At 70.8% G+C, this 21,673-nt stretch carries 20 protein-coding genes; 13 read left to right on the top strand and 7 right to left on the bottom strand.

From position 1 onward, the window contains the following. The first annotated feature begins 117 nt into the window (after nt 1–117). Both ACZ7D7_RS08235 and ACZ7D7_RS08230 read left to right on the top strand, forming a co-directional pair. Complete coding sequence (locus tag ACZ7D7_RS08235) at nt 118–1,011, top strand: SGNH/GDSL hydrolase family protein (protein ID WP_470823127.1); 894 nt, start codon at nt 118–120, stop codon at nt 1,009–1,011. 15 nt (nt 1,012–1,026) lie between these two features. Further along, a complete protein-coding gene (locus ACZ7D7_RS08230) occupies nt 1,027–2,004 on the top strand; it encodes an aldose epimerase family protein (RefSeq protein WP_470823126.1) in 978 nt (325 codons plus the stop codon). 37 nt (nt 2,005–2,041) lie between these two features. Here ACZ7D7_RS08230 and ACZ7D7_RS08225 read toward each other — a convergent pair whose 3' ends face one another. Further along, complete coding sequence (locus ACZ7D7_RS08225) at nt 2,042–2,944, bottom strand: hypothetical protein (protein ID WP_470823125.1); 903 nt, start codon at nt 2,942–2,944, stop codon at nt 2,042–2,044. A 334-nt stretch (nt 2,945–3,278) separates the two neighbouring features. On the opposite strand from ACZ7D7_RS08225, the gene ACZ7D7_RS08220 reads away from it, so the two are divergent. Continuing rightward, on the top strand, nt 3,279–4,550 hold the full coding sequence (locus ACZ7D7_RS08220; protein WP_470823124.1) for a pyroglutamyl peptidase: 1,272 nt from the start codon (nt 3,279–3,281) through the stop codon (nt 4,548–4,550). Between the two features lie 5 nt (nt 4,551–4,555). Here the strand turns inward: ACZ7D7_RS08220 and ACZ7D7_RS08215 are convergent, their stop codons facing one another. Together ACZ7D7_RS08215 and ACZ7D7_RS08210 are read right to left on the bottom strand one after the other, a co-directional pair. Next, nucleotides 4,556–5,347 carry an EI24 domain-containing protein gene (locus ACZ7D7_RS08215; protein ID WP_470823123.1) on the bottom strand — a complete coding sequence of 264 codons (792 nt, stop codon included), beginning with the start codon at nt 5,345–5,347 and terminating at the stop codon, nt 4,556–4,558. 34 nt (nt 5,348–5,381) lie between these two features. Beyond that, on the bottom strand, nt 5,382–5,825 hold the full coding sequence (locus ACZ7D7_RS08210) for a MarR family winged helix-turn-helix transcriptional regulator (RefSeq protein ID WP_470823122.1): 444 nt from the start codon (nt 5,823–5,825) through the stop codon (nt 5,382–5,384). A gap of 97 nt (nt 5,826–5,922) precedes the next feature. Here ACZ7D7_RS08210 and ACZ7D7_RS08205 point away from each other — a divergent pair, with 97 nt between their 5' ends. Continuing rightward, on the top strand, nt 5,923–6,921 hold the full coding sequence (locus ACZ7D7_RS08205) for an NADP-dependent oxidoreductase (protein WP_470823121.1): 999 nt from the start codon (nt 5,923–5,925) through the stop codon (nt 6,919–6,921). 104 nt (nt 6,922–7,025) lie between these two features. Beyond that, nucleotides 7,026–7,445, top strand: coding sequence for an organic hydroperoxide resistance protein (locus tag ACZ7D7_RS08200; protein ID WP_470823120.1), 420 nt, complete (start codon nt 7,026–7,028; stop codon nt 7,443–7,445). Nucleotides 7,446–7,523: 78 nt separating this feature from the next. On the opposite strand, the gene ACZ7D7_RS08195 is transcribed toward ACZ7D7_RS08200, so the two are convergent. Continuing rightward, the gene (locus ACZ7D7_RS08195; protein ID WP_470823119.1) at nt 7,524–8,303 is read right to left on the bottom strand and encodes an SCO2400 family protein; all 780 of its coding nucleotides are present in this window, start codon (nt 8,301–8,303) and stop codon (nt 7,524–7,526) included. Nucleotides 8,304–8,577: 274 nt separating this feature from the next. On the opposite strand from ACZ7D7_RS08195, the gene ACZ7D7_RS08190 reads away from it, so the two are divergent. From ACZ7D7_RS08190 to ACZ7D7_RS08155, 8 genes are all read left to right on the top strand, one after another. Beyond that, on the top strand, nt 8,578–9,741 hold the full coding sequence (locus ACZ7D7_RS08190) for a mandelate racemase/muconate lactonizing enzyme family protein (protein WP_470823118.1): 1,164 nt from the start codon (nt 8,578–8,580) through the stop codon (nt 9,739–9,741). Next, nucleotides 9,738–10,775: a zinc-dependent alcohol dehydrogenase gene (locus ACZ7D7_RS08185; protein WP_470823117.1), complete on the top strand. Its 1,038-nt coding sequence runs from the start codon at nt 9,738–9,740 to the stop codon at nt 10,773–10,775. The genes ACZ7D7_RS08190 and ACZ7D7_RS08185 overlap by 4 nt, the downstream gene beginning before the upstream one ends. A 123-nt stretch (nt 10,776–10,898) precedes the next feature. Further along, entirely contained in the window at nt 10,899–11,867 is a 969-nt protein-coding gene (locus ACZ7D7_RS08180; protein WP_470823116.1) for a hypothetical protein, read from the top strand. Nucleotides 11,868–11,956: 89 nt separating this feature from the next. Next, nucleotides 11,957–13,069 carry a multiple monosaccharide ABC transporter substrate-binding protein gene (chvE, locus tag ACZ7D7_RS08175; protein ID WP_470823115.1) on the top strand — a complete coding sequence of 371 codons (1,113 nt, stop codon included), beginning with the start codon at nt 11,957–11,959 and terminating at the stop codon, nt 13,067–13,069. A gap of 38 nt (nt 13,070–13,107) precedes the next feature. Continuing rightward, nucleotides 13,108–14,658, top strand: coding sequence for a multiple monosaccharide ABC transporter ATP-binding protein (gene mmsA, locus ACZ7D7_RS08170; protein WP_470823114.1), 1,551 nt, complete (start codon nt 13,108–13,110; stop codon nt 14,656–14,658). Then, nucleotides 14,655–15,899 (top strand): multiple monosaccharide ABC transporter permease, encoded by a 1,245-nt coding sequence (gene mmsB, locus ACZ7D7_RS08165; protein ID WP_470823113.1) that lies wholly within the window; start codon nt 14,655–14,657, stop codon nt 15,897–15,899. The genes mmsA and mmsB overlap by 4 nt, the downstream gene beginning before the upstream one ends. 59 nt (nt 15,900–15,958) lie before the next feature. Next, nucleotides 15,959–17,107 (top strand): aldose epimerase family protein, encoded by a 1,149-nt coding sequence (locus tag ACZ7D7_RS08160; RefSeq protein ID WP_470823112.1) that lies wholly within the window; start codon nt 15,959–15,961, stop codon nt 17,105–17,107. Nucleotides 17,108–17,211: 104 nt separating this feature from the next. Next, nucleotides 17,212–18,819 (top strand): pyridoxal phosphate-dependent aminotransferase, encoded by a 1,608-nt coding sequence (locus ACZ7D7_RS08155; protein WP_470823111.1) that lies wholly within the window; start codon nt 17,212–17,214, stop codon nt 18,817–18,819. Nucleotides 18,820–18,834: 15 nt separating this feature from the next. Here ACZ7D7_RS08155 and ACZ7D7_RS08150 read toward each other — a convergent pair whose 3' ends face one another. The 3 genes from ACZ7D7_RS08150 to ACZ7D7_RS08140 all read right to left on the bottom strand — a co-directional run bounded on the left by ACZ7D7_RS08150 (nt 18,835) and on the right by ACZ7D7_RS08140 (nt 21,617). Further along, nucleotides 18,835–19,092, bottom strand: coding sequence for a YgdI/YgdR family lipoprotein (locus tag ACZ7D7_RS08150; protein ID WP_470823110.1), 258 nt, complete (start codon nt 19,090–19,092; stop codon nt 18,835–18,837). Nucleotides 19,093–19,185: 93 nt separating this feature from the next. After that, nucleotides 19,186–20,622 carry a family 43 glycosylhydrolase gene (locus ACZ7D7_RS08145; RefSeq protein WP_470823109.1) on the bottom strand — a complete coding sequence of 479 codons (1,437 nt, stop codon included), beginning with the start codon at nt 20,620–20,622 and terminating at the stop codon, nt 19,186–19,188. Beyond that, the gene (locus ACZ7D7_RS08140) at nt 20,604–21,617 is read right to left on the bottom strand and encodes an arabinan endo-1,5-alpha-L-arabinosidase (RefSeq protein ID WP_470823108.1); all 1,014 of its coding nucleotides are present in this window, start codon (nt 21,615–21,617) and stop codon (nt 20,604–20,606) included. The genes ACZ7D7_RS08145 and ACZ7D7_RS08140 overlap by 19 nt, the downstream gene beginning before the upstream one ends. Nucleotides 21,618–21,673 lie beyond the last annotated feature (56 nt).

Genomic DNA, 21,673 nt, shown 5'->3' with positions numbered 1-21,673 from the left:
ATTCACCCAGGGGGACGCCTGTGCGGGTGTGTGACGTCGATCCCGGCGTCCGCGGGAACCCGCGCGCGTTGTCATGGTGGAGGAGTTCTGTACGCCGACCGAGGGGATCACCGGGGCATGGGGATGCGAACCCGAGCGCGGGCCGTGGCCGCCGTCGTGGCACTGGCCGTCGTGGGCGTCGCCGGGTGCGACGCCGTCGGTGGTGACTCCCCCGGGCCGTCCGCCTCCCCCACACGCGCGAAGCCGTCGCCCTCGCCGACGCCGGTGTGGGACAGCAGCCCGGCCTCGGTCGCCGCCGTGGGCGACTCCATCACCACCGGCTTCGACGCCTGCGCGGTCCTCGCGGACTGCCCGGAGGTGTCGTGGGCCACGGGCGGCAGTCCGCGGGTGGACAGCCTGGCCGTACGGCTGTTGGGCAGGGCCGGTGCGGCGCGGCGGAGCTGGAACCACGCGGTGTCCGGCGCGCGGATGGCGGACCTGCCGGCCCAGATGGCGCGGGCGGTGCGGCACCGGCCGGAGCTGGTGACGGTGCTCGTCGGGGCGAACGACGCCTGCCGTCCGACGACGTCGGCGATGACGCCGGTCGACGCGTTCCGCGCCGACTTCGAGGAGGCCATGCGCACCCTGCGCGAGGCGCTGCCGAAGACGCAGGTGTACGTGGCGAGCGTGCCGAACCTGAAGCGGCTGTGGGCGCAGGGCCGCACCAGCACGCTCGGCAAGCAGGTGTGGAAGCTGGGCATCTGCCCGTCGATGCTGGGCGACGCGGACGCGGTGGACGCTGCGGCGACCGAGCGGCGGAACACGGTGCACGAGCGGGTGCGGGACTACAACGAGGTGCTGGCGGAGGTCTGCGCGAAGGACGAGCGGTGCCGCACCGACGGCGGCGCCGTCCACGACTACCGCTTCGGCACGAACCAGTTGAGCCAGTGGGACTGGTTCCACCCGAGTGTGAACGGCCAGGCCCGGTTGGCGGAGATCGCCCACCGCTCCGTCACCGCGAAGCGGCCCTGACTTAGGGTGCGGCCCATGAGTGAACTCTTCGGCACGCTTCCCGACGGCTCCCCGGTCCACCGCTGGACGCTGGAGCGCGCGGGAGTACGGGTGCGGGTGCTGTCGTACGGCGGGATCGTGCAGTCCGTGGAGGTCCCGGACCGGGACGGGCGCACGGCGGACGTGGCGCTCGGCTTCGACGACCTGGACGGCTACGTCGCGCGGCCGGAGCCGTACTTCGGCGCGCTGATCGGCCGGTACGCCAACCGCATCGCCGGCGGCCGTTTCCCGCTGGACGGGCGGGTCTACGCCCTCGCGCGCAACGACGGGCCGAACTCGCTGCACGGCGGCGAGCGGGGCTTCGACAAGCGGCTGTGGGACGTCACCGAGGTCGGGCACGGGCTGCGCCTGACGCGGGTCAGCCCGCAGGGCGAGGAGGGCTTCCCGGGCCGCCTGGAGGTCACGGCGACGTACACGCTGGAGGAGTCGGGTGCGCTGCGCTTCGCCTATGAGGCGGTGACGGACGCTCCCACGGTGGTGAATCTGACGCATCACGGCTACTTCAATCTGGCGGGTGCCCGCGCCGGGGACGCGGGTGGTCATGAACTGCGGGTGGACGCCGCCCGGTTCACGCCGGTCGACGCGGATCTGATTCCGGCGGGCCCGCCGCAGGACGTGGCGGGCACCCGCTTCGACTTCCGGCAGCCGCGCAAGACGGGCGCCGGGTACGACCACAACTTCGTGCTGGACAAGGGCGTCACGGCCGCCCCCGTGGAGGTGGCCGAGCTGCACGACCCGGCGTCCGGCCGGGTGCTGACCGTGTCGACCACCGAGCCGGGTCTCCAGCTCTACACCGGGGACTACCTGAGCGAGCCCTTCGCCCCCGGCGACGGCATCGCGCTGGAGACCCAGCACTTCCCCGACTCCCCGAACCGGCCGGACTTCCCGAGCACGGTGCTGCGGCCGGGCGAGGTGTACCGGTCGGAGACGGTGTACGCGTTCTCGACGCGCTAGTGCTGTGCCCTGGGCGGACGGGCGCGGCGGGCGCCGGTCAGACGGTCTCGCCGCGCATCCGCTTGGCCGCCCGGCCCAGCAGGGTCATCGCGCCCAGCGCGATCGCGGTGACGACGCCGCCGACGGCGAGGCCGAGTGGTTCGGCGTTCTTGATGCCGCCCACCAGCATCAGCGCGCCGATCGCCATGATGATCGAGTACAGGCTGCGGCCGACCCGCGCGCCGGCCGGGATCACCCGGAGCAGCTGCGGGACGGTGCTCGCGGCGGCCAGGCCCATCGCGGCCGGGACGGCGGCGCCGGTGAGCAGCGCGCCGAAGCCGAAGGAGTTGCCGTACGCGCCCCAGCCGGCGCCCATGACGAGGAGCCAGATCGCGGCGCCGAACGACAGCGCGGCCAGCAGGCCGTTGAGGTAGGCGGCGAGGGTGGCGGCCTTGCGGGCGCCGGGCAGGTGGGCGGCCGGGGAGCGCCAGGCGTCCGGCATCATCTGCCGCAGCTGCCTGCGCAGGTTGGCCGTCTTCAGGAAGCCGGCGGTGCCGACGGCGAGCAGGGCGAGGCCGACGAGCGCGGCCAGGAAGCCGCCGGGCGCCTCGGTGATGCCGTAGTGGACGCCGCCGAAGGTGAGCGGGGTGCCGAGGACCAGGCCGACGCCGACGAGCTTGCTGCTCTGCTGGATCCTGAGCACCAGTTCGCGCTGGCCCATGGTCAGGTTCGGGTCCGGCGTCATCCGCGCGTCGCCGAGGTTGAGCTGCGAGCCGAAGGGGACCGGCTGCTGGGGCTGTCGCGGCTGCGGCTGGTAGGGCTGCTGGTACTGCGGCTGCTGGTACGGCTGTTGCGGCTGCCAGCCCTGCTGGTGCCCTTGCTGGGGCGGGTAATTCGCGGGCTGCTGGGGCGGGTAGGGCCCCTGCGGTGGGTACGGTCCTTGCTGCTGGCCTGGATACATGCGTGTTCTCCCCCGACGGCTGTGTCGGCCCGCGAGTCTGCCACACCGACCTTGGCGGGCCGCCCCTCGCGGACGCCGGACGCATGAGCCCCGGCCCGGGGTCAGGTTCCGGACCGGGGCTGTTCCTGGGGGTCTTGTCCCGGATCCGACGTTAATCGTCGCGGCGCTCCCGCGGTCCGTGATCGAACGTCCGGCCCGAAGTCCGTACGAACCTTTCACAAGGGTCCACGAGTCGCTCGCCTCGCGCCCCATGGCGTGCGTCCCCTCCGTCACGCATACTGCGGCCGTCCGGTGCCACACACGGCACGGCGACGACGGAAGGACCTGGACTGCCTTGGCTTCCCTACGTGTTCGGATCGGCGTACTCGGACTGACCCTGGTGGCGGGGCTCGCCACCACCCCCGCGGCGGCGGGCCCGGCCGGGGCGGGCGCCGCGGCGGCGCCGACGGTCGAGGAGCTGCGGCTGGACAAGGACGTGCCGCGGGAGATCCTGCGGCGGTCCGGATTCGACGCCGTGGCCGCCGGGTTCGCCCGGTCGCTCGACGCGGCGCGCTCCCCCGCCGAGGCCCGCGGGGCCGTCGTACGGGAGGGTTCGGCGCTGTGGCGGCGGGCGGTGGACCGGGTGCAGGGGCGGGGCCCCGCGGGCGGTGACCTGAGCCGGGACGACGACCGGCCGCTGTACTGGGCGCGCCTCGCGATGACCCGCGAACTGCGCACCTGGCAGCCGGACTTCGCCCTCACCGACACGCAACGCGCCGAACTGCTGGAGGCGTTGGAGCGGACCTCGCGCGGCCAGACGTCGGTCCGCTTTCCGCACGGCGACGGGGTCAAGCGGGTCCTGCTCACCGGGTTCGACCCGTTCACCCTGGACCGGGACATCCGGATCTCCAACCCGTCCGGGGCGAGCGCGCTGGCCCTCGACGGCACGGTGATCGAGACGGCGGACGGTCCGGTGCGCGTCGAGACGGCCGTGTTCCCCGTGCGCTGGCGGGACTTCGCGGACGGCACGGTGGAGCGGGCGCTGCGGCCCCATCTGCCGAAGGTCGACCTGTTCGCGACGGTGAGCCAGGGGCGGGTCGGCCGCTTCGACGTGGAGCGCACCAACGGCGCCTGGCGGGGCGGCTTCGCGGACAACGAGAACGCCTCGTCCACCGGGACGGTCCCGGTGGCCGACCCGGCCTCGCAGCCGCAGTGGACGACGACCACGCTGCCGTACGGGGCGATCGTGGCCGCGCCGACCGGCCACTTCCCCGTGTACGACAACACGAGCGTGACGGAGATCCCGGCGGGCGGCACGCAGCCCGTGGTGCGGCCGGACGGGCCGACGCCCGGGTCGGCGGCGCGGGCCGGGGGCGGCGGGGACTACCTGTCCAACGAGATCGCGTACCGGGCGACGCTGCTGCGGGACCGGCTCGGTCTCGGCGGGACGCTGCCGGGCGGCCATGTGCACACGCCGGTGCTGCAGTTCGGCGCGGGGAACACCGATCCGGCGACGGGCACGGTCACGGACCCGGCGTTCGTGCGGAACCGGCTGGACATCGTGGCGCAGGTGAGGGAGATCCTCACGGTGGCGGCGGAGGCCGGCGGGACGACGCGGGACCAGTAGCGCCCTCAGGCGACGGTGTCCTCCTCGGCGGGGGTGCCGTCGCCGTCCTCGGTCTCCTCGCCCATCAGGTCGCGGGCGAGGAGGGTGGCGCCGGCGACCGCGCCCGGCATCAGGAACACGGCGACGAACGGCACCAGGAAGGCCGCCGCGAGGGGCGTGCCGAAGCCCCAGACGAGGGTCCTGCGGGTGCGCAACAGGGCGAGCCGGTCGCGCAGTTCGACGTCGCGGCGCTGGAGGGCGACGGCGGCGACTTCCTCGGTGAGGAAGAAGCCGGTGACGATGAGGGCGAGCACCGGGACGACCGTCTGGCCGACGACGGGGACGAAGCCCAGCGCGAACAGCAGGACGCCCCACAGGGCGGCGCGGAGCACGACGCGCAGGCTGTCCCGGCCGGAGATCCACAGCTCGCGCCAGAGCGGCAGGTGGGACTCGGGGGCGGTGCCGTCCGGGGAGACGTCGCGGTCGACGCGTTCGGAGAGGCTCTCGTAGAAGGGCTGGCCGATCAGCAGCGTGACCGCGGTGAAGGTGACGACGGACAGCAGCAGGGCGAGGACGAAGAGGACGGCGGTGAGGAAGCCGCGGAACAGTCCCTGCCACGGGCTCGACCAGTCGTCGGCGAAGGGCGTCGCCCAGCCGACGAGGTCCTCGCCCCACAGGGCGAGGCTGACGAGCGCCGCCGCGTAGAGGACGAGCGTGACGAGGCCGGGCAGCAGCCCGAAGCCGTACTGCCTGCCGTGCCGGGCCACCCAGCGCTGGCCCTTCAGCAGATACCGGAAACCCACCCCAAGATCGCGCATGGGGGAACCATACCGAGGCCGCGCGGCACGTGACTCACGCGTCCTCCCCCAGCATGCGGAGCAGCGCGTCCCGCAGGGCCACGCGCTCCTCGGCCGAGAGGGCGGCCAGCGGCTCGCGGGCGAAGCGCAGGGTGTCCCGCAGGCTGCGGGCGACGCGGCGGCCCTCGTCCGTGGCCGCCGCGACCTTCACCCGCCGGTCGGCGGGGGCGGGCCGGCGCTCGACCAGGCCGCGGGCCTCCAGGCGGTCGACGATGCCGGTCACGTTGGACGGTTCGCACTTCAGCCGCTGGGCCAGCTTGCGCATCGGCAGCGGCTCCAGGGACAGCAGGCTCAGCAGCTTGGCCTGGGCGCCGGTGAGCGCGTGGCCGGCCGCGGCCTCCTCGTAGTCCGCGTGGTAGCGGGCCACGACCTCGCCGATGAGCTCGACGACCTCCATCGTCAGGGCGTCGGGGCGGCGGGAGGGGGACGGTGTGACCATGCCGCCCATCGTAACCACTTACTTGACAACATGAAATATTCAGGAGCATGGTTGTTTCAGGTAATGAAGTAAATGCAGTGAACGGAGAGGCCCGGTCATGATCAACCGCGAATGGCACCTGCTCAGCCGCCCGGTGGGCTGGCCGAAGCCCGAGGACTTCGCCCTGGTCGAGGCGGAGGTGCGCACCCCGCGCGAGGGCCAGGTCCTGGTGCAGAACACGCACCTCTCCGTGGATCCGTACATGCGCGGCAGGATGAGCGCCGCGAAGTCGTACGTGGCCCCCTTCGAGCTCGGCAAGGCGATGCAGGGCGGCGCCGTCGGCGAAGTGATCGAGTCGAACGCCGAGGGCATCGCGGTCGGCGACCACGTGCTGCACTTCCTCGGCTGGCGCGAGTACGCGGCGGTGGACGCGAGGACCGCCGTGAAGGTGGACCCGGAGGCGGCGCCGCTGTCGGCGTACCTCGGCGTGCTCGGCATGACCGGTCTGACGGCGTACGCGGGCCTGCTGCGCACCGCGGCCTTCAAGGAGGGCGACGCGGTCTTCGTCTCGGGCGCGGCCGGCGCGGTCGGCAGCCAGGTCGGCCAGATCGCCCGGCTGAAGGGCGCCTCCCGGGTGATCGGCTCGGCCGGCTCGGACGAGAAGGTGAAGCTGCTGCTGGACGAGTACGGCTTCGACGCGGCCTTCAACTACAAGGCGGGCCCGGTGCACGAGCAGCTGAAGGAGGCGGCGCCGGACGGCATCGACGTCTACTTCGACAACGTCGGCGGCGACCATCTGGAGGCCGCGATCGGGCGCCTCAACGAGGGCGGGCGCATCGCCGTCTGCGGGATGATCTCGGTCTACAACAACACCGAGCCGGCGCCCGGCCCGCGCAACCTCGCGCGGCTGATCCAGACCCGGGGCCGGATCGAGGGCTTCCTGGTGGGCGACCACTACGACCTTCAGCCGCAGTTCGTGCGGGAGGTCGGGCCGTGGGTCGCGTCGGGCGAGCTGAAGTACCGCGAGACGGTGGTCGAGGGCATCGAGAACACCCTGGAGGCGTTCCTCGGGGTCCTGCGCGGCGACAACACGGGGAAGATGATCGTCAAGCTCTGACCCTCCGCGGACCCTTCCCCGGTTTTCCGCCATACGGTAACTTCTTTCCGAACCCGTCGCGATCCTGGGCGCGAGTCGCGGCGGAGCGAGGAGGAACGCACCGTATGTCCATCCAGCAGTCCGAGGTGCTCTACACCGCCGTGGCGACCGCCGAGAACGGTCGCGACGGGCGGGTGTCCACCGATGACGGCACGCTCGACCTGGTCGTCAATCCGCCCAAGGAGTTGGGCGGGAGCGGGGCCGGGACCAATCCGGAGCAGTTGTTCGCCGCGGGGTACAGCGCGTGCTTCCAGAGTGCGCTCGGGGTCGTCGCCCGCAAGGAAGGGGTCGACGTCTCCGGGGCCACGGTCACCGCGAAGGTGGGACTCGGGAAGAACGACGACGGGTTCGGGCTGACCGTGGCGATCTCGGCGGAGATTCCGAACGTCGGCGCGGAGGCCGCGCGGGAGCTCGTGGAGAAGGCCCACCAGGTCTGCCCCTACTCGAAGGCGACGCGCGGGAACATCACCGTGACGCTGGGCTGACCGGGGCCGGCGTGAACGCCGGGCGGCGCCGCGGTGGGCGTCACGGCGTTCGCGCCGCCCGCGGCCGAGCGGAGTGCGCTACGCGCACCACCACAGGAAGCGTTCGCAGGTCTCCGTCGGCGTGGGGGCCGGGGGCGGGGTCGGCCTGGTGGGATCGGGGGCCGGGTCCTGGGTCTGCCGCGTCGGGGTCGGGGCCGGGTTCGACGTCGGTTGCGAGGACTGGGGGGACCGGTCCTCCGGGGGTGCCGACGTCTTCTTCCGCGCCGGCTTCGACTTCGACGGTGACGGCGACGCGGAAGGCGACGCCGACGTCGATTCCGACGGGGACGGGCGTCGTGACGTCGGTGCCCCGCCCGCTCCGTCCGGGGACGCCTCCGTCGACGCCCCGCCGTCCGGCGTCCGCGCGCCCGCCGCCGCCGGCCTCGGCTCGTCGGCCGGCCCGTCCGCGCCCAGCTCCGCCAGGCTCAGCCCGCCCGCCGCCAGCACGAACCCCGCGCCGACCAGCAGCGCCCGGCGCCGCCGACGACGATGCGCCGCCGCCTTGCGGTCCCGCCGGCTGCCGTCCGGCGGCGTGACACCGCGACGCCGCGCGGCCCGCCCACCCGGCGGCACTTCGTCGGCGTGCGGCCCGACGTCCGCCCCGGCGCCCGTCCCGGCACCCGGCTCGGCGCCCGCCTCCGCGTCCGTGTCGCCCTCGGGGCCGAAAGCCCCCGCCTCCGCTTGCGGAGCCGCAGGGGAAGGCGGAGCGAACTGCCCGGTGTGCTCGTGCCGGGCGCGGACGAACTCGGCCGGAGTCCCGCACCCCGGGCAGGTGAGGGCGCCGTTCAGGTGCCGTCGGCACGGCTGGCAGTAGTCCATGACGCGGGAAGGTTAAGTTCCCGTCGGACACGCTTCCTAGTGCCCACTGTGAAAGTTGTGTAGGGGTCCGGCGCCCCCGGCGCGTCATTCGCCCGAAACCGACGATCGAACGTTTTCGAAACTGTCGAAAGCGTTATGTGTCCGACCCATTGACACTCCGACCGCCACCTCCTTACTGTCACGCCAGCATTTCGAACGCGTGACGAAATTTCGAACAACGCGAAGCCGCACCGCACCGAAGAGAACGACTACGACGCAGCAAGGGGCAACTGCCGTGCGCATCACCGGAATCAGCACACACGTGGTCGGGACGCCGTGGCGCAACCTGACGTACGTCCAGGTGCACACCGACGAGGGCATCACGGGAGTCGGCGAGACCCGCATGCTCGGACACACCGACGCCCTTCTCGGTTACCTGAAGGAGGCTGAGGCCAACCACATTCTCGGTTCCGACCCGTTCGCTGTCGAGGACCTCGCCCGCCGCATGAAGTACGGCGACTACGGCCGCGCCGGCGAGATCGTCATGTCCGGCATCGCCGTCGTCGAGATGGCCTGCTGGGACATCAAGGGCAAGGCCCTCGGCGTCCCCGTCTGGCAGTTGCTCGGCGGCAAGGTCACCGACAAGGTGAAGGCGTACGCCAACGGCTGGTACACCACCGAGCGCACCCCGGAGGCGTACCACAAGGCCGCGCAGCAGGTCATGGAGCGCGGGTACAAGGCGCTGAAGATCGACCCCTTCGGCACCGGGCACTTCGAACTCGACCACCAGCAGACCCTGTACGCCGTCTCCCTCATCGAGGCCGTCCGCGACGCCATCGGCCCCGAGGCCGAGCTGATGCTGGAGATGCACGGCCGGTTCTCGCCGTCGACCGCCGTGCGCCTGGCCAAGGAACTCGCGCCGTTCAAGCCGGCCTGGCTGGAGGAGCCGGTGCCGCCGGAGAACCTGAAGGCGCTGAAGAAGGTCGCCGACAAGGTGGACATGCCGGTCGCCACGGGTGAACGCATCCACGACCGGATCGAGTTCCGCGAGCTGTTCGAGGACCAGTCCGTGGACATCATCCAGCCGGACGTCGGCCACATCGGCGGCATCTGGGAGACGCGGAAGCTCGCCGCGACGGCGGAGACGCACTACATGATGGTCGCGCCGCACAACGTGGGCGGTTCCGTCCTCACCGCCGCCTCCCTCCAGGTCGGCTTCACCTCCCCGAACTTCAAGATCCTGGAGCACTTCAACGACTTCGCCGACGCGGAGATCAAGAAGGTCGTCAAGGGCGCCCCGCAGGTGAACCCGGAGGACGGCTGCTTCCACCTCTCCCACGCGCCGGGTCTCGGCGTGGAGCTGGACACGGACGCCGCCGCCGAATTCCCGCAGCAGCAGGCCCGTTTCGACCTGTGGGCCGAGGGCTGGGAGCAGCGCAAGCCGAAGGCCTCGAAGTGAGCACCGGCTCCGGCGGCCCGACTTCCGCCGCCGGTACGGCCGTTGTCGTCGAGGCGCCGGGTGAGCAGCGGCTCGTGCCGCACGAGCCGCGCGAACCCGGCCCCGGCGAGGCGCTGGTGGCGGTGCACGCCGTGGGCATCTGCGGCAGCGACCGCGAGGTGTACCAGGGCAACCGGCCCGAGGGGTACGTGCGTTACCCGCTCACGCCCGGTCACGAGTGGTCGGGGACGGTCGCGGCGGTCGGTGCCGGGGTGCCCGGGGGTCTCGTCGGCCGCAAGGTCGTCGGTGAGGGCTTCCGCAACTGCCAGGTGTGCGACCGCTGTCACGCGGGAGAAACGACGCTGTGCACGGCCGGGTACGAGGAGACCGGGTTCACGCAGCCCGGCGCGATGGCCGGCACGCTCACCCTCCCGGCCCGGCTGCTGCACCCGCTGCCGGACGACGCGGACCTGACCGCCGCCGCGCTGCTGGAGCCGGCCGCCTGCATCGCGGCCGCCGCGCTGAAGGCGAACGCGCGGCCCGGCGAGCGGGTCGCCGTCGTCGGCACGGGCACGCTCGGGATGTTCGCCGTGCAGTTCCTCGCGGCGGGCTCCCCGGCCGAGTTGCTGGTGGTCGGCACGCGCGACGACCGCGAGGCCCTGTCGAGGCGCTTCGGCGCCACCGACTTCCGCACCAAGGACCGGGAACTGCCGGACGACTTCGACGTCGTCATCGAGACGGCCGGGTCCGCGGACGCGGCCCGCACGGCCGCCGCGCTGCTGCGGCGCGGCGGGCGCCTGGTGCTGACGGGCATCCCGGCGCCGGGCGCCCAGGGCCTGGACCCGACCGACCTGGTGGTGCGGCAGCTGGAGGTGCACACCGTCTTCGGGGCGCCGCCGGACGCGTGGGCGCACACGGTGCGGATGTTCGGGGCCGGTCTGCTCGACCCGTCGCCGCTCGTGACGCACGAGCTGCCGCTCGCCGAGTTCCCGCAGGCCATCGAGCTGGTCGGGTCCGGCGACCCGAAGGTCGGAAAGGTGCTCCTGCGCCCCTAGCCGTACGCCGGTACGGGGGCACCTGACGGCCTCCGTACCGGCGTGCACCCAGCCCTTCGGCAGGGCCCTTCCCCACCCCGAGCCGCGAACTTCGTCCGACATATCGAACACAAAGGACAGCTTGTGACCGACGCTTCCGCCACGGCACCCCGCCGACCCGGTGAGCCGGCGCTCACCACCCTGGGTCTGGGGGCGCCCGCCCTCGACCCCGCCGACGCCTCGCCGCACTCCTTCCCGGGCGGCGGCCGCTGGCGCACCGAGATCCCCTCGTGCGAGGGCCCCGAGGCGCTCGCGGTGGTACTGAAGGAGGCCTCGCGGCTCGACGTGCCGATCCACCGGATCAGCCAGGGCAGCGGCGTGTGGATGCTGACCGACGCCGAGATCACCGAGATGGTCGAGGCGACCGCCGAACGGGACATCGAGCTCTGCCTGTTCACCGGCCCGCGCGGCACGTGGGACATCGGCGGCTCCACCCGTACCGACTCGCGCGGCGGCGGGCTGCGCGCCCGCGGTCACGACGCGGTCGCCGGCTGCGTCGAAGACGCCGTGCGGGCCACCGAGTTGGGCGTCAAGTGCCTGCTGGTGGCCGACGAGGGCGTGCTGTGGACGCTGCACCGGGCGCGCGCGGCCGGCGTCGTCCCGGCCGACACGACGCTGAAGGTCTCGGCGCTGATCGGCCCGGTGAACCCGGCGGCGTACGCGGTGTACGAGCGGCTCGGCGCCGACTCCGTCAACGTGCCCAGCGACCTGACGCTGGATCACCTCACCGAGATACGCCGGGTGTCGGCGGCCCCGATGGACATGTACATCGAGGCCCCCGACGACCTGGGCGGGTATGTGCGGATGTACGAGGTCGCCGAGCTGATCCGGCGGGGCGCTCCGCTCTACCTGAAGTTCGGCCTCTCCAAGTCGCCCGGCATCTACCCGTACGGCCACCACCTGCGGGATCTGACGCTGGCCACCGCCAAGGAGCGGGTGCGGCGCGGCCGGCTGGCCCTGGACCTGCTGGCCCGGCACGGAGCGGACGGCGACATGGCGCCGCTCGGTTCGCGGCTGCCCGGAGCACTCAACAGGTTCGAGATTTCGTCATAACGTTCCGGAAACTCTCTTCTCAAAAGACGACACAGCCGCGCACAATCCCACACACCCGAGCCCTGCAACACACATCAAGGATGATGACCATGCGCAATCGCAGAGCCGTACTCACCGCGATGGCCGGAGCCGCCTCGCTCGCCCTCACTCTCAGCGCCTGCGGGCAGAGCGGCGAGGGCGGCAGCAAGGAGGGCGAGGGCGACGCCAAGGGCGCCACCATCGGCATCGCGATGCCGACGAAGTCCTCCGAGCGGTGGATCGCCGACGGGAACAACGTCAAGAAGAACCTGGAGTCCAAGGGCTACAAGACCAAGCTGGTCTACGGCGAGGACGACCCGGACCAGCAGGTCTCCCAGATCGAGAACCTCATCACGCAGGGCGTGAAGGCCCTGATCGTGGCGGCGATCGACAACAAGTCGCTCAACAACGTCCTCCAGCAGGCCAAGGAGGCGGACATCCCGGTCATCGCCTACGACCGGCTGATCCTCGGCACGGACAACGTCGACTACTACGCGTCGTTCGACAACGAGAAGGTGGGCGAGCTCCAGGGCAACTACATCCTGGACAAGCTCGGTCTGAAGGACGGCAGCAAGAAGGGGCCGTTCAACATCGAGCTGTTCGCCGGCTCCAACGACGACAACAACACCAAGTACTTCTTCCAGGGCGCGATGAACGTCCTGAAGCCGTACATGGACAAGGGCGACCTCGTCGTCCGCTCCAAGCAGACCGCGCTCAACCAGGTCACCACGCTGCGCTGGGACGGCGGCACCGCGCAGAAGCGCATGGACGACATCCTGACCTCCGCCTACAAGCGCGAGCGGGTCGACGCGGTGCTCTCGCCGTACGACGGCATCTCCATCGGCATCCTGTCGGCGCTGAAGTCGGACGACTACGGCTCCAAGAGCAAGCCGCTGCCCGTCGTCACCGGCCAGGACGCCGAGGTCGCGTCCGTGAAGTCGATCATCGCCGACCAGCAGACGCAGACCGTCTACAAGGACACCCGCAAGCTCGCGGAGGTCTCCGCGAACATGGTCGACGCGGTCCTGAACGACAAGAAGCCCGAGGTCAACGACACGAAGACGTATGACAACGGTGCCAAGGTCGTCCCGTCCTACCTGCTCGACCCGGTGAGCGTCGACAAGTCCAACTACAAGGAGATCCTCGTCGACAGCGGCTACTACGCCGAGTCCGACCTCAAGTAGCAGACGGAGCCCCCCACGAGAGATTGGAAGGCACGACCATGGCGGGACCCGTCCTGGAAATGCGCTCGATCGTCAAGACCTTTCCCGGTGTCAAGGCGCTGTCGGACGTCACGCTGACCGTCGGCCAGGGCGAGGTCCACGCCATCTGCGGGGAGAACGGCGCCGGCAAGTCGACCTTGATGAAGGTCCTCTCCGGCGTCCACCCGTACGGCACCTACGAGGGCGAGATCCTCTTCGAGTCGGAGGTCTGCCGGTTCAAGGACATCCGGGCCAGCGAGGAACGCGGCATCGTGATCATCCATCAGGAACTGGCGCTGGTGCCGTACCTCTCCATCGCGGAGAACATCTTCCTCGGCAACGAGCACGCCACGCGCGGTGTCATCAACTGGACCGAGACGCTGCGGCACGCCACCGAACTGCTGCGCCGGGTCGGTCTCAGCGACCATCCCGACACCCGCGTCGCCGACATCGGCGTGGGCAAGCAGCAGCTGGTGGAGATCGCGAAGGCCCTGTCGAAGAAGGTGAAACTGCTCATCCTGGATGAGCCGACCGCCGCGCTGAACGACGAGGACAGCGGCAAACTCCTCGATCTCATCCTGGAGTTGAAGAAGCAGGGCATCACCTCGATCATCATCTCCCACAAGCTGAACGAGATCCGCAAGGTCGCCGACTCGGTGACGATCCTGCGCGACGGGCGGACCATCGAGACGCTCGACGTGAAGGCCCCGGAGACCACCGAGGACCGGATCATCAGCGGCATGGTGGGCCGCGACCTGGAGCACCGCTTCCCGGAGCGCACCCCGCACCAGCCGGAGGAGGGCACCGCGCCCGCCCTGGAGATCCGCGGCTGGACCGTGCACCACCCCATCGACCAGCAGCGCAAGGTCGTGGACGACGTGTCGCTGACGGTGCGCCGCGGCGAGATCGTCGGCATCGCGGGCCTGATGGGCGCCGGCCGCACCGAGCTCGCGATGAGCGTGTTCGGCCGCACCTACGGCCGGTACGCGGGCGGCACGGTCCTCAAGGACGGCAAGGAGATCCGTACGAAGTCCGTCGCGGACGCGGTCAAGCACGGCATCGCGTACGTCACCGAGGACCGCAAGCACTACGGGCTGAACCTCATCGACACCATCAACCGCAACATCTCGCTCAGCGCGCTGGGCAAGGTCGCCAAGCGGGGCGTGGTGGACGAGCACGAGGAGCGGCAGGTCGCCGAGCGGTTCCGCAAGTCCATGAACATCAAGGCGCCGACGGTGTTCGAGCCGGTCGGCAAGCTGTCCGGCGGCAACCAGCAGAAGGTCGTCCTCAGCAAGTGGATCTTCGCGGGTCCGGACGTGCTGATCCTGGACGAGCCCACGCGCGGTATCGACGTCGGCGCCAAGTACGAGATCTACACGGTCATCGACCAGTTGGCGGCCCAGGGCAAGGCGGTCGTCTTCATCTCCTCCGAGCTGCCGGAGCTGCTCGGCATGTGCGACCGCATCTACACGATGGCCGCGGGGCGGCTGACGGGTGAGTTCTCGCGGGACGAGGCCTCGCAGGAATCGCTGATGCGTCAGATGACGAAGGACAAAGAGGTATCCCGATGAGCACGGATGTGACCGCCAAGAGCCCGGCGCCCGCGCCGGCCGGCAAGGGAGGGGCGGCCGGCGGCGACGGACTGCTCCGGCTGGTGCTGGACGGCATGCGCCGCAACATGCGGCAGTACGGCATGCTGTTCGCGCTCGGTCTGATCGTGGCGCTGTTCGCCGTGTGGACCGACGGCGACCTGCTGCTGCCGCGCAACGTCTCCAACCTGGTCCTGCAGAACAGCTACATCCTGATCCTGGCGATCGGCATGATGCTCGTCATCATCGCGGGCCACATCGACCTGTCGGTCGGCTCGCTGACGGCGTTCATCGGGTCGATGGCCGCGGTCTTCATGGTGAAGAACGACCTGCCGTGGCCGGTCGCCGTGATCCTGTGCCTGGCCATGGGCGCGGTCGCGGGCGCCGTGCAGGGGTTCTTCATCGCGTACGGCGGGATACCGTCCTTCATCGTCACCCTCGCGGGCATGCTGATCTTCCGCGGTCTGACGGAGATCTTCCTGGAGGGCCAGACGCTCGGCCCGTTCCCGGAGAGCATGCAGAAGGTCGCCAACGGCTTCCTGCCCGAGGTCGGCCCGGAGACCAACTACCACAACCTCACGTTGTTGCTGGGCTTCGGGCTCATCGCGTTCGTGATCTTCCAGGAGGTCCGGGACCGCAAGCGGCAGCAGGAGTTCGCCCTCGACGTGCTGCCCGCCAAGCTGTTCGCGCTGAAGCTGGTCGCGCTGTCCGCCGCGATCCTCGTCGTCACGCTGCTGCTGGCCAGCTACAAGGGCACGCCGATCGTGCTGCTGATCCTGGGCGCGCTGCTCGTCGGCTTCGGCTACGTCATGCGCAACGCGATCATCGGCCGGCACATCTACGCGATCGGCGGCAACCTGCCCGCGGCGAAGCTGTCGGGCGTGAAGGACAAGAAGGTCACCTTCCTGGTCTTCCTGAACATGGGCATGCTCGCGGCCCTGGCGGGTCTGGTGTTCGCCGCCCGCTTCAACGCGGCCTCGCCCAAGGCGGGCCTGAACTTCGAGCTGGAGGCGATCGCGGCCTCGTTCATCGGCGGGGCGTCGATGAGCGGCGGTGTCGGCACCGTCCTCGGCGCGATCATCGGCGGTCTGGTCCTGGGCGTGCTGAACAACGGCATGAACCTCGTCGGCATCGGCACCGACTGGCAGCAGGTCATCAAGGGCATGGTGCTGCTGGCCGCGGTCGGCTTCGACGTGTGGAACAAGCGCAAGGTCGGTTCGTAGCAAGGCATCGGGCCCCGCCGGAAGGCGGGGCCCTTCTCTCTCTCGCGGAGGAGCCGCACATGGAACTGAACAGACGCACCCTCATCGCCGGGGCCGCGGCCGCCGGTGTGACCGCCGCCGCGTTCGGCGGCACCGCACACGCCACGGGAGGCAGGGGTCCGGTGAAGGAACTCTTCGGCAGGCTCGCCGACGGGACGAAGGTGTACCGCTGGTCGCTGGAGAACGGCGGCACGCGGATGAAGGTCCTCTCCTACGGCGGCATCGTGCAGGCCCTGGAGATCCCCGACGGCCGGGGCCGCTACAAGAACGTCTCCCTCGGCTTCGGCGACCTGGACGACTACGTCGCCTCCAGCCCGTACTTCGGCGCCCTCATCGGCCGGTACGGCAACCGCATCGCCCAGGGGAAGTTCAGCCTCGACGGCAAGGACTACCAGCTGTCCGTCAACGACGGCGACAACAGCCTGCACGGCGGCGCGCAGGGCTTCGACAAGCGTGTGTGGGACGTCGAGCCGTTCACGCAGGGCTCCGACGTGGGCCTGCGCCTGTACTGGACGAGCGTCGACGGGGAGATGGGCTACCCGGGCACGCTCAAGTCGAAGGTGACGTACACGCTCACCCGGGACGGCGACTGGCGCATCGACTACGAGGCCACCACCGACAAGGCCACGGTCGTCAACCTCACCAACCACGTGTACTGGAACCTCGCCGGTGAGGGCAGCGGCTCGATCCACGAGCACGAGCTGTCCATCGCCGCGTCCCGCTACACGCCGGTCGACTCGGGGCTGATCCCCACGGGCGAGCTGGCGCGGGTCGCGGGCACGCCGTTCGACTTCCGCCGGCCCAAGCCCGTCGGCCGGGACATCCGCGTCGCCCACCAGCAGGTGCTCTACGGGCAGGGCCTCGACCACAACTGGGCGCTGGACAAGGGCATCACGTCGGCGCCGCAGCACGTGGCGACGCTGCGCGACCCGTCCTCGGGCCGCACTCTGAAGATCGCGACGACGGAGCCGGGCCTGCAGTTCTACTCGGGCAACTTCCTCGACGGCACGCTCGTCGGCACCGGCGGCTCCGTCTACCGGCAGGGCGACGGGCTGTGCCTGGAGACGCAGCACTTCCCGGACTCGCCGAACCAGCCGTCGTTCCCGTCGACCGTGCTGCGGCCCGGCGAGACCTACCGGTCGACGACGGTCCACTCGTTCGGCGCGTGAACCCACCGGTTCCTCGCGCCGGTTGAACACCGGCCGGACCGACTCCGTATCCATGGGCGGCCCGTGCTCCCCCGCACGGGCCGCCCATTCTCACGGAGGTTCCGTTGGCCGAGAACGTCACGTCGCTCTTCCGCGGCACCGCGGCGCACAGTCCGTCGATGGCGGCACTGACACGGGAGAGCGACGGGGCCGGTCCGGTGGACTTCTGCATTCCCTGCAACCCCTACTTCCCCACCCCGGCCATGTTCGACGAGATGGCGGCCAGGCTGCGGGAGATCGTCACGTACTACCCGTCGAGCGCCGACACGATCGCGGCCGAGCTGTGCGGGCTGCTCCAACTGCCGCCGCAGTGCGTGGCGATGGGCAACGGCTCCACGGAGCTGATCACCTGGATCGACCATCTGCTGGTCCGCGAGTCGCTCGCCGTCCCGGTGCCCACGTTCGGCCGCTGGACCGACCAGCCCATGGAGACCGGCAAGCGGGTCGACATGTTCCCGCTCCAGGAGTCGAGCGGATTCGCCCTCGACCTCGCCCAGTACGCCGAGTTCATCCGGGCGCGGGGCACGCGGGTCGCGGTGCTGTGCAACCCGAACAATCCCGACGGCGGCTATCTGCACAAGCACGCGGTCGTGCAGTTCATGGACGCGATGGCCGACCTGGACCTGGTGATCGTCGACGAGTCGTTCCTGGAGTTCGCGGACGCCGAGGCGGAGCCGTCCGTCGTCCAGGAGGCGATGCTGCGGCCCAACGTGATCGTGCTGCGCAGCCTGGGCAAGAACTTCGGCCTGCACGGCGTGCGCTTCGGCTACCTCGTCGCCAATCCGGCCCTGGCGGGGCGCGTGCGCGCGATGCTGCCCAAGTGGAACCTCAACTCCCTCGCGGAATACGTGGTGTTCATGCTGCGGGAGCACGGCGTGGAGTACGCGCGGAGTCTGCTGCAGGTGCGGCGGGACCGGCTGGAGATGGCGAGCCGGCTGTCGGCCCTGCCCGGCCTGACCGTCTACCCCTCGCAGGGGAACTTCCTGTTCGTGCGGTTGCCGGTGGGGGCCGAGGGCACCGTGGTGCGGGACCGGCTGCTGACCGAGCAGCGGATCCTGGTCCGCGAGTGCGGCAACAAGATCGGATCGTCCAGTCGCTTCCTGCGGCTCGTGGTGCGCCCCCAGGTCGATGTGCGTCGCCTGGTGTCCGGCCTGGAACAGGTGCTCTACGGGGGCGGGAGGGGCGCCGCCGTGCCCGGGCCGGGGCCCGGTTCCGGGTACAGCTCGGGTACGGCGGCGGTGGACCGGTTGGTGAGCCGGACCAATGGGGCGGGGGTGACGGTGCGGGAGCCTGCGGCGGCGACGGTACCGGGGGCGCCGGTGGCTGTGCCGGAGGTGGCGGCGCCGGTGGCTGTATCGGGGGTGGCGGCGCCTGTGCCGGGGGTGGCGGCGCCGGTGGCTGTACCGGTGGCGCCCACGCCGGTGGCGCGGCCGGTGGTCCCGGCTCCCGGGCCCATGCCGCAGCCGACGCCGGTGTCTGTGCCCACGCCCACGCCGGCAGCGGCTGCGGCTACGGCGGCGGCTGCGGCTGTGCCTCAGGCCGTACCCACCCCTCCCGGTGTGCCGGCGCAGGGCGGGCTCACCGCTGCGCAGGTCCGGGGAACCAACGGGCTGACCCCGGCGCCCGCGACAGGCTGGCCCGGAAACCCGGGGTGGCCTGCCGCGGTGGGGTGACGTGCTGCCGGGCGGTCAGTCCGCCTCGCGCTCCGGCAACGGCGAGTAGCGCGTGGGGCCCGGTGTGCGGCCCTCCGGCGGGTACTCGCAGTCGAGGCTGGAGACCTGGTAGTCGTCGCCCTCGTTCTGCTCCTGGTCGACCACGACCGCCGCGGTGCAGACACGGCCGTGCTCGTCGGTGAACGTGACGATCTCGCTGTAGTCCGTCGGGGTGCCGCATCCCGCGAGCAGCAGCACCGCCGCCACCGCACCCAACCCGCCCAGACGTTTCAACTCTGTCCCCTCCCGTTTTCCGGCAACGCCGTCCGACGCGGCCGCCCTGTGTGTACGGGGCGGCCGCGTCGTCAATGTGCCAGAACAGCACACCTAAACGGGATTGAGTTTCCACTGTTGGCACGTGTTGTTCAGCCAGGTCCATTGGCGGACGTCTGCCGAGTCCGTCGTGGCGCAGTCCGCCACGTCGGCGACCTTGCCCGACGCCTGGTTGGTGATGCGGACGTGGCCCGTGTCCGTGGCGATGAAGCGGAAGCGCTGGCACGTGTTGTCGAGCCAGGACCACTGGCGGAGGTCGGCGCCGTCGGCGGTGGAGCAGTCCGCGGTGTCGAGGACCTTGCCGGTGCCCACGTTCAGCAGGCGGCTGGTGTCGTCGCCCTGGTCCTCCAGGCGCCAGCGCTGGTGGGCGCCGCCGTTGCAGGCGTACTGCTGGACGTTGGCCCCGTCGGCCGACGAACCACCGGCGACCTCAAGGCACTTGCCGCTGTTGCGGTTGGTGAGGGTGTACGTGCGCTGCACCCCGGACGGCTCGCCCGAGGGGCCGGTGAGGGACGCGCCCAGGGCGACCGGCGTACCCAGATGGGGTGTGCCGTCCGCGTTCCACGTGAACTTCTGCGCCCGCGCCGTACGCCCGTTGTCGCAGCCGTCGGACGCCGAGTCGTTGGCGTGGTAGACGATCCAGCTCTCGGTGCCGTCCGGTGAGGTGAAGAAGCCGTGGTGGCCCGGCCCGTACACCCCGGCCGCGTCGTTGCGCTGGAAGTCCGGCGTGGACTTCTTCGTCCAGGAGGACGCGGAGAGGGGGTCGGTGCCGGTCAGGGTCAGCCGGCCCAGTTTGTAGTCGGGCGTCCAGCAGCCGCTGGCCGAGTAGGAGAGGAAGGTCTTCCCGCCCCGCTGGAGGATCTCCGGGCCCTCGTTGACCGGGTGGCCCGACTTCTCCCACGCGTACGTCGGCGTCGACACCGTCGAGAAGGAACCGCTCACGGTGTACGGGTTGGACATCCGCGCGGCGACGATGTTCTGCGCGCCGCCGCTGCTGGTGCTGCCGAACACGTACAGCCGGCCGTTGATGGTGGCGACCGTCGGGTCCAGCATCCAGGCGGAGTTGAGCTGTCCCTTGTAGGTGTACGGCCCCAGGGGGTCGGAGCCGGCGCTCTCCAGGACGTGGCTGCGCTGCGTCGGGTTGTAGTCGGCGATGTTCTGCCCGGCGACGTAGTACAGGTACCAGCGGCCGTTGAGGTAGTGCATCTCGGGCGCCCAGATGTTGCAGCACCGCGAGGCCGCGTCGCCCTTCCAGACCTGGACGCTCGGCGCGGTGGCGAGACCGGCGAGGGTGGCCGACTTGCGGACGGTGATGACGTCGCTCCAACTCGTCGACACCAGGTAGTAGTTGCCGTCGTGGTACGAGATCCACGGGTCGGCGCCCTTCTGCGCCTTGACCGGGTTCGTGAACGAGGCCGCGCTCGCGGTGGGCTGCCCGACGGCCAGGGCCAGCAGCAGCGCGGCCAGCAGGGTCAGTAGGCGACGGGCCATCCGCTGCTCCAGTTCAGGAGGTTGACGCCGAGCTTGGGCGTGCCGTTGTCGTTGCCGTCGTAGTAGTGGTAGACGAGCAGATCGCCGTCGCTGTCACTCATGACGGACTGGCCGCCGGGGCCGATGACGCGGCCGTGCGACTCCAGGACCGGCGTCCCGCCGTTGTTCATCATGTTGACGCCGTTCTTGTCGTAGTACGGCCCGGTGACCTTGGTCGCCCGGCCGACCTTGATCTTGTACGTCGAGCTGGTGCCGGCGCAGCAGGTGTCGTACGACGCGAAGAGGTAGTAGTAGCTGCCCTTCTTGACGATGTACGGCGCCTCGACGGCCTTGGTCCCGCTGGGGCGGGAGGCGAGCGAGTACCGGGTCGTGTTGCTGGAGAGCTGCTTCCCGGTGGACGGGTCGATCTGGATCATTTTCAGCCCGGTCCACCAACTGCCGAACGACAGCCACCACTTGCCGTCGCTGTCGACGAAGAGGTTCGGGTCGATGGCGTTGAAGTCGCTGGAGGAGCTGGAGCTGTAGACCCGGCCGTAGTCGGTCCAGGTGCCGGGCAGGCCGGAGGTGGAGCCGGCCAGTCCGATGGCGGACGTGTTGGAGCCGAACTTCGAGACCGAGTAGTACATCAGGTACTTGCCGCCGTGGTACGAGATGTCCGGCGCCCACGCCTCCGGGACGGACGAGTAGCTCGACCACCAGCTCGGCCGGCTGGAGAAGGCGTCGGCGCCGTTCCGGAACGCGGTGCGGTCGCCGGACGTCTTGCTGGAGATGCCGCCGCCCGTGGCGTACAGCAGGTACTGCCCGGACGAGGTGCGGATCATCGTCGGGTCGTGCGTGACGACGTCGCCCGTGACGACGCCGGGGTTCGGGTACGCCGAGGCGGTCGAGGGGATCAGCGCCAGCAGGGCGGCGGTGGGGAGGGCGAGGAGCGCGGCTCTGCGCCGGAAGGTGCGGGGTGTGCGGGGCGTGCGGGCGGTGCGGGGGGTGCGGCTCACGTGGGGCCTCCAGTGGGGATTCTCCAGTGGGGACTGGAGTTCGCGAGTGATCGCGA

Source organism: Streptomyces sp. NPDC037054, from assembly GCF_055606745.1.
The sequence above is the reverse complement of the archived record's forward strand: the minus strand, read 5'-3'. Positions and strand labels throughout refer to the sequence as shown.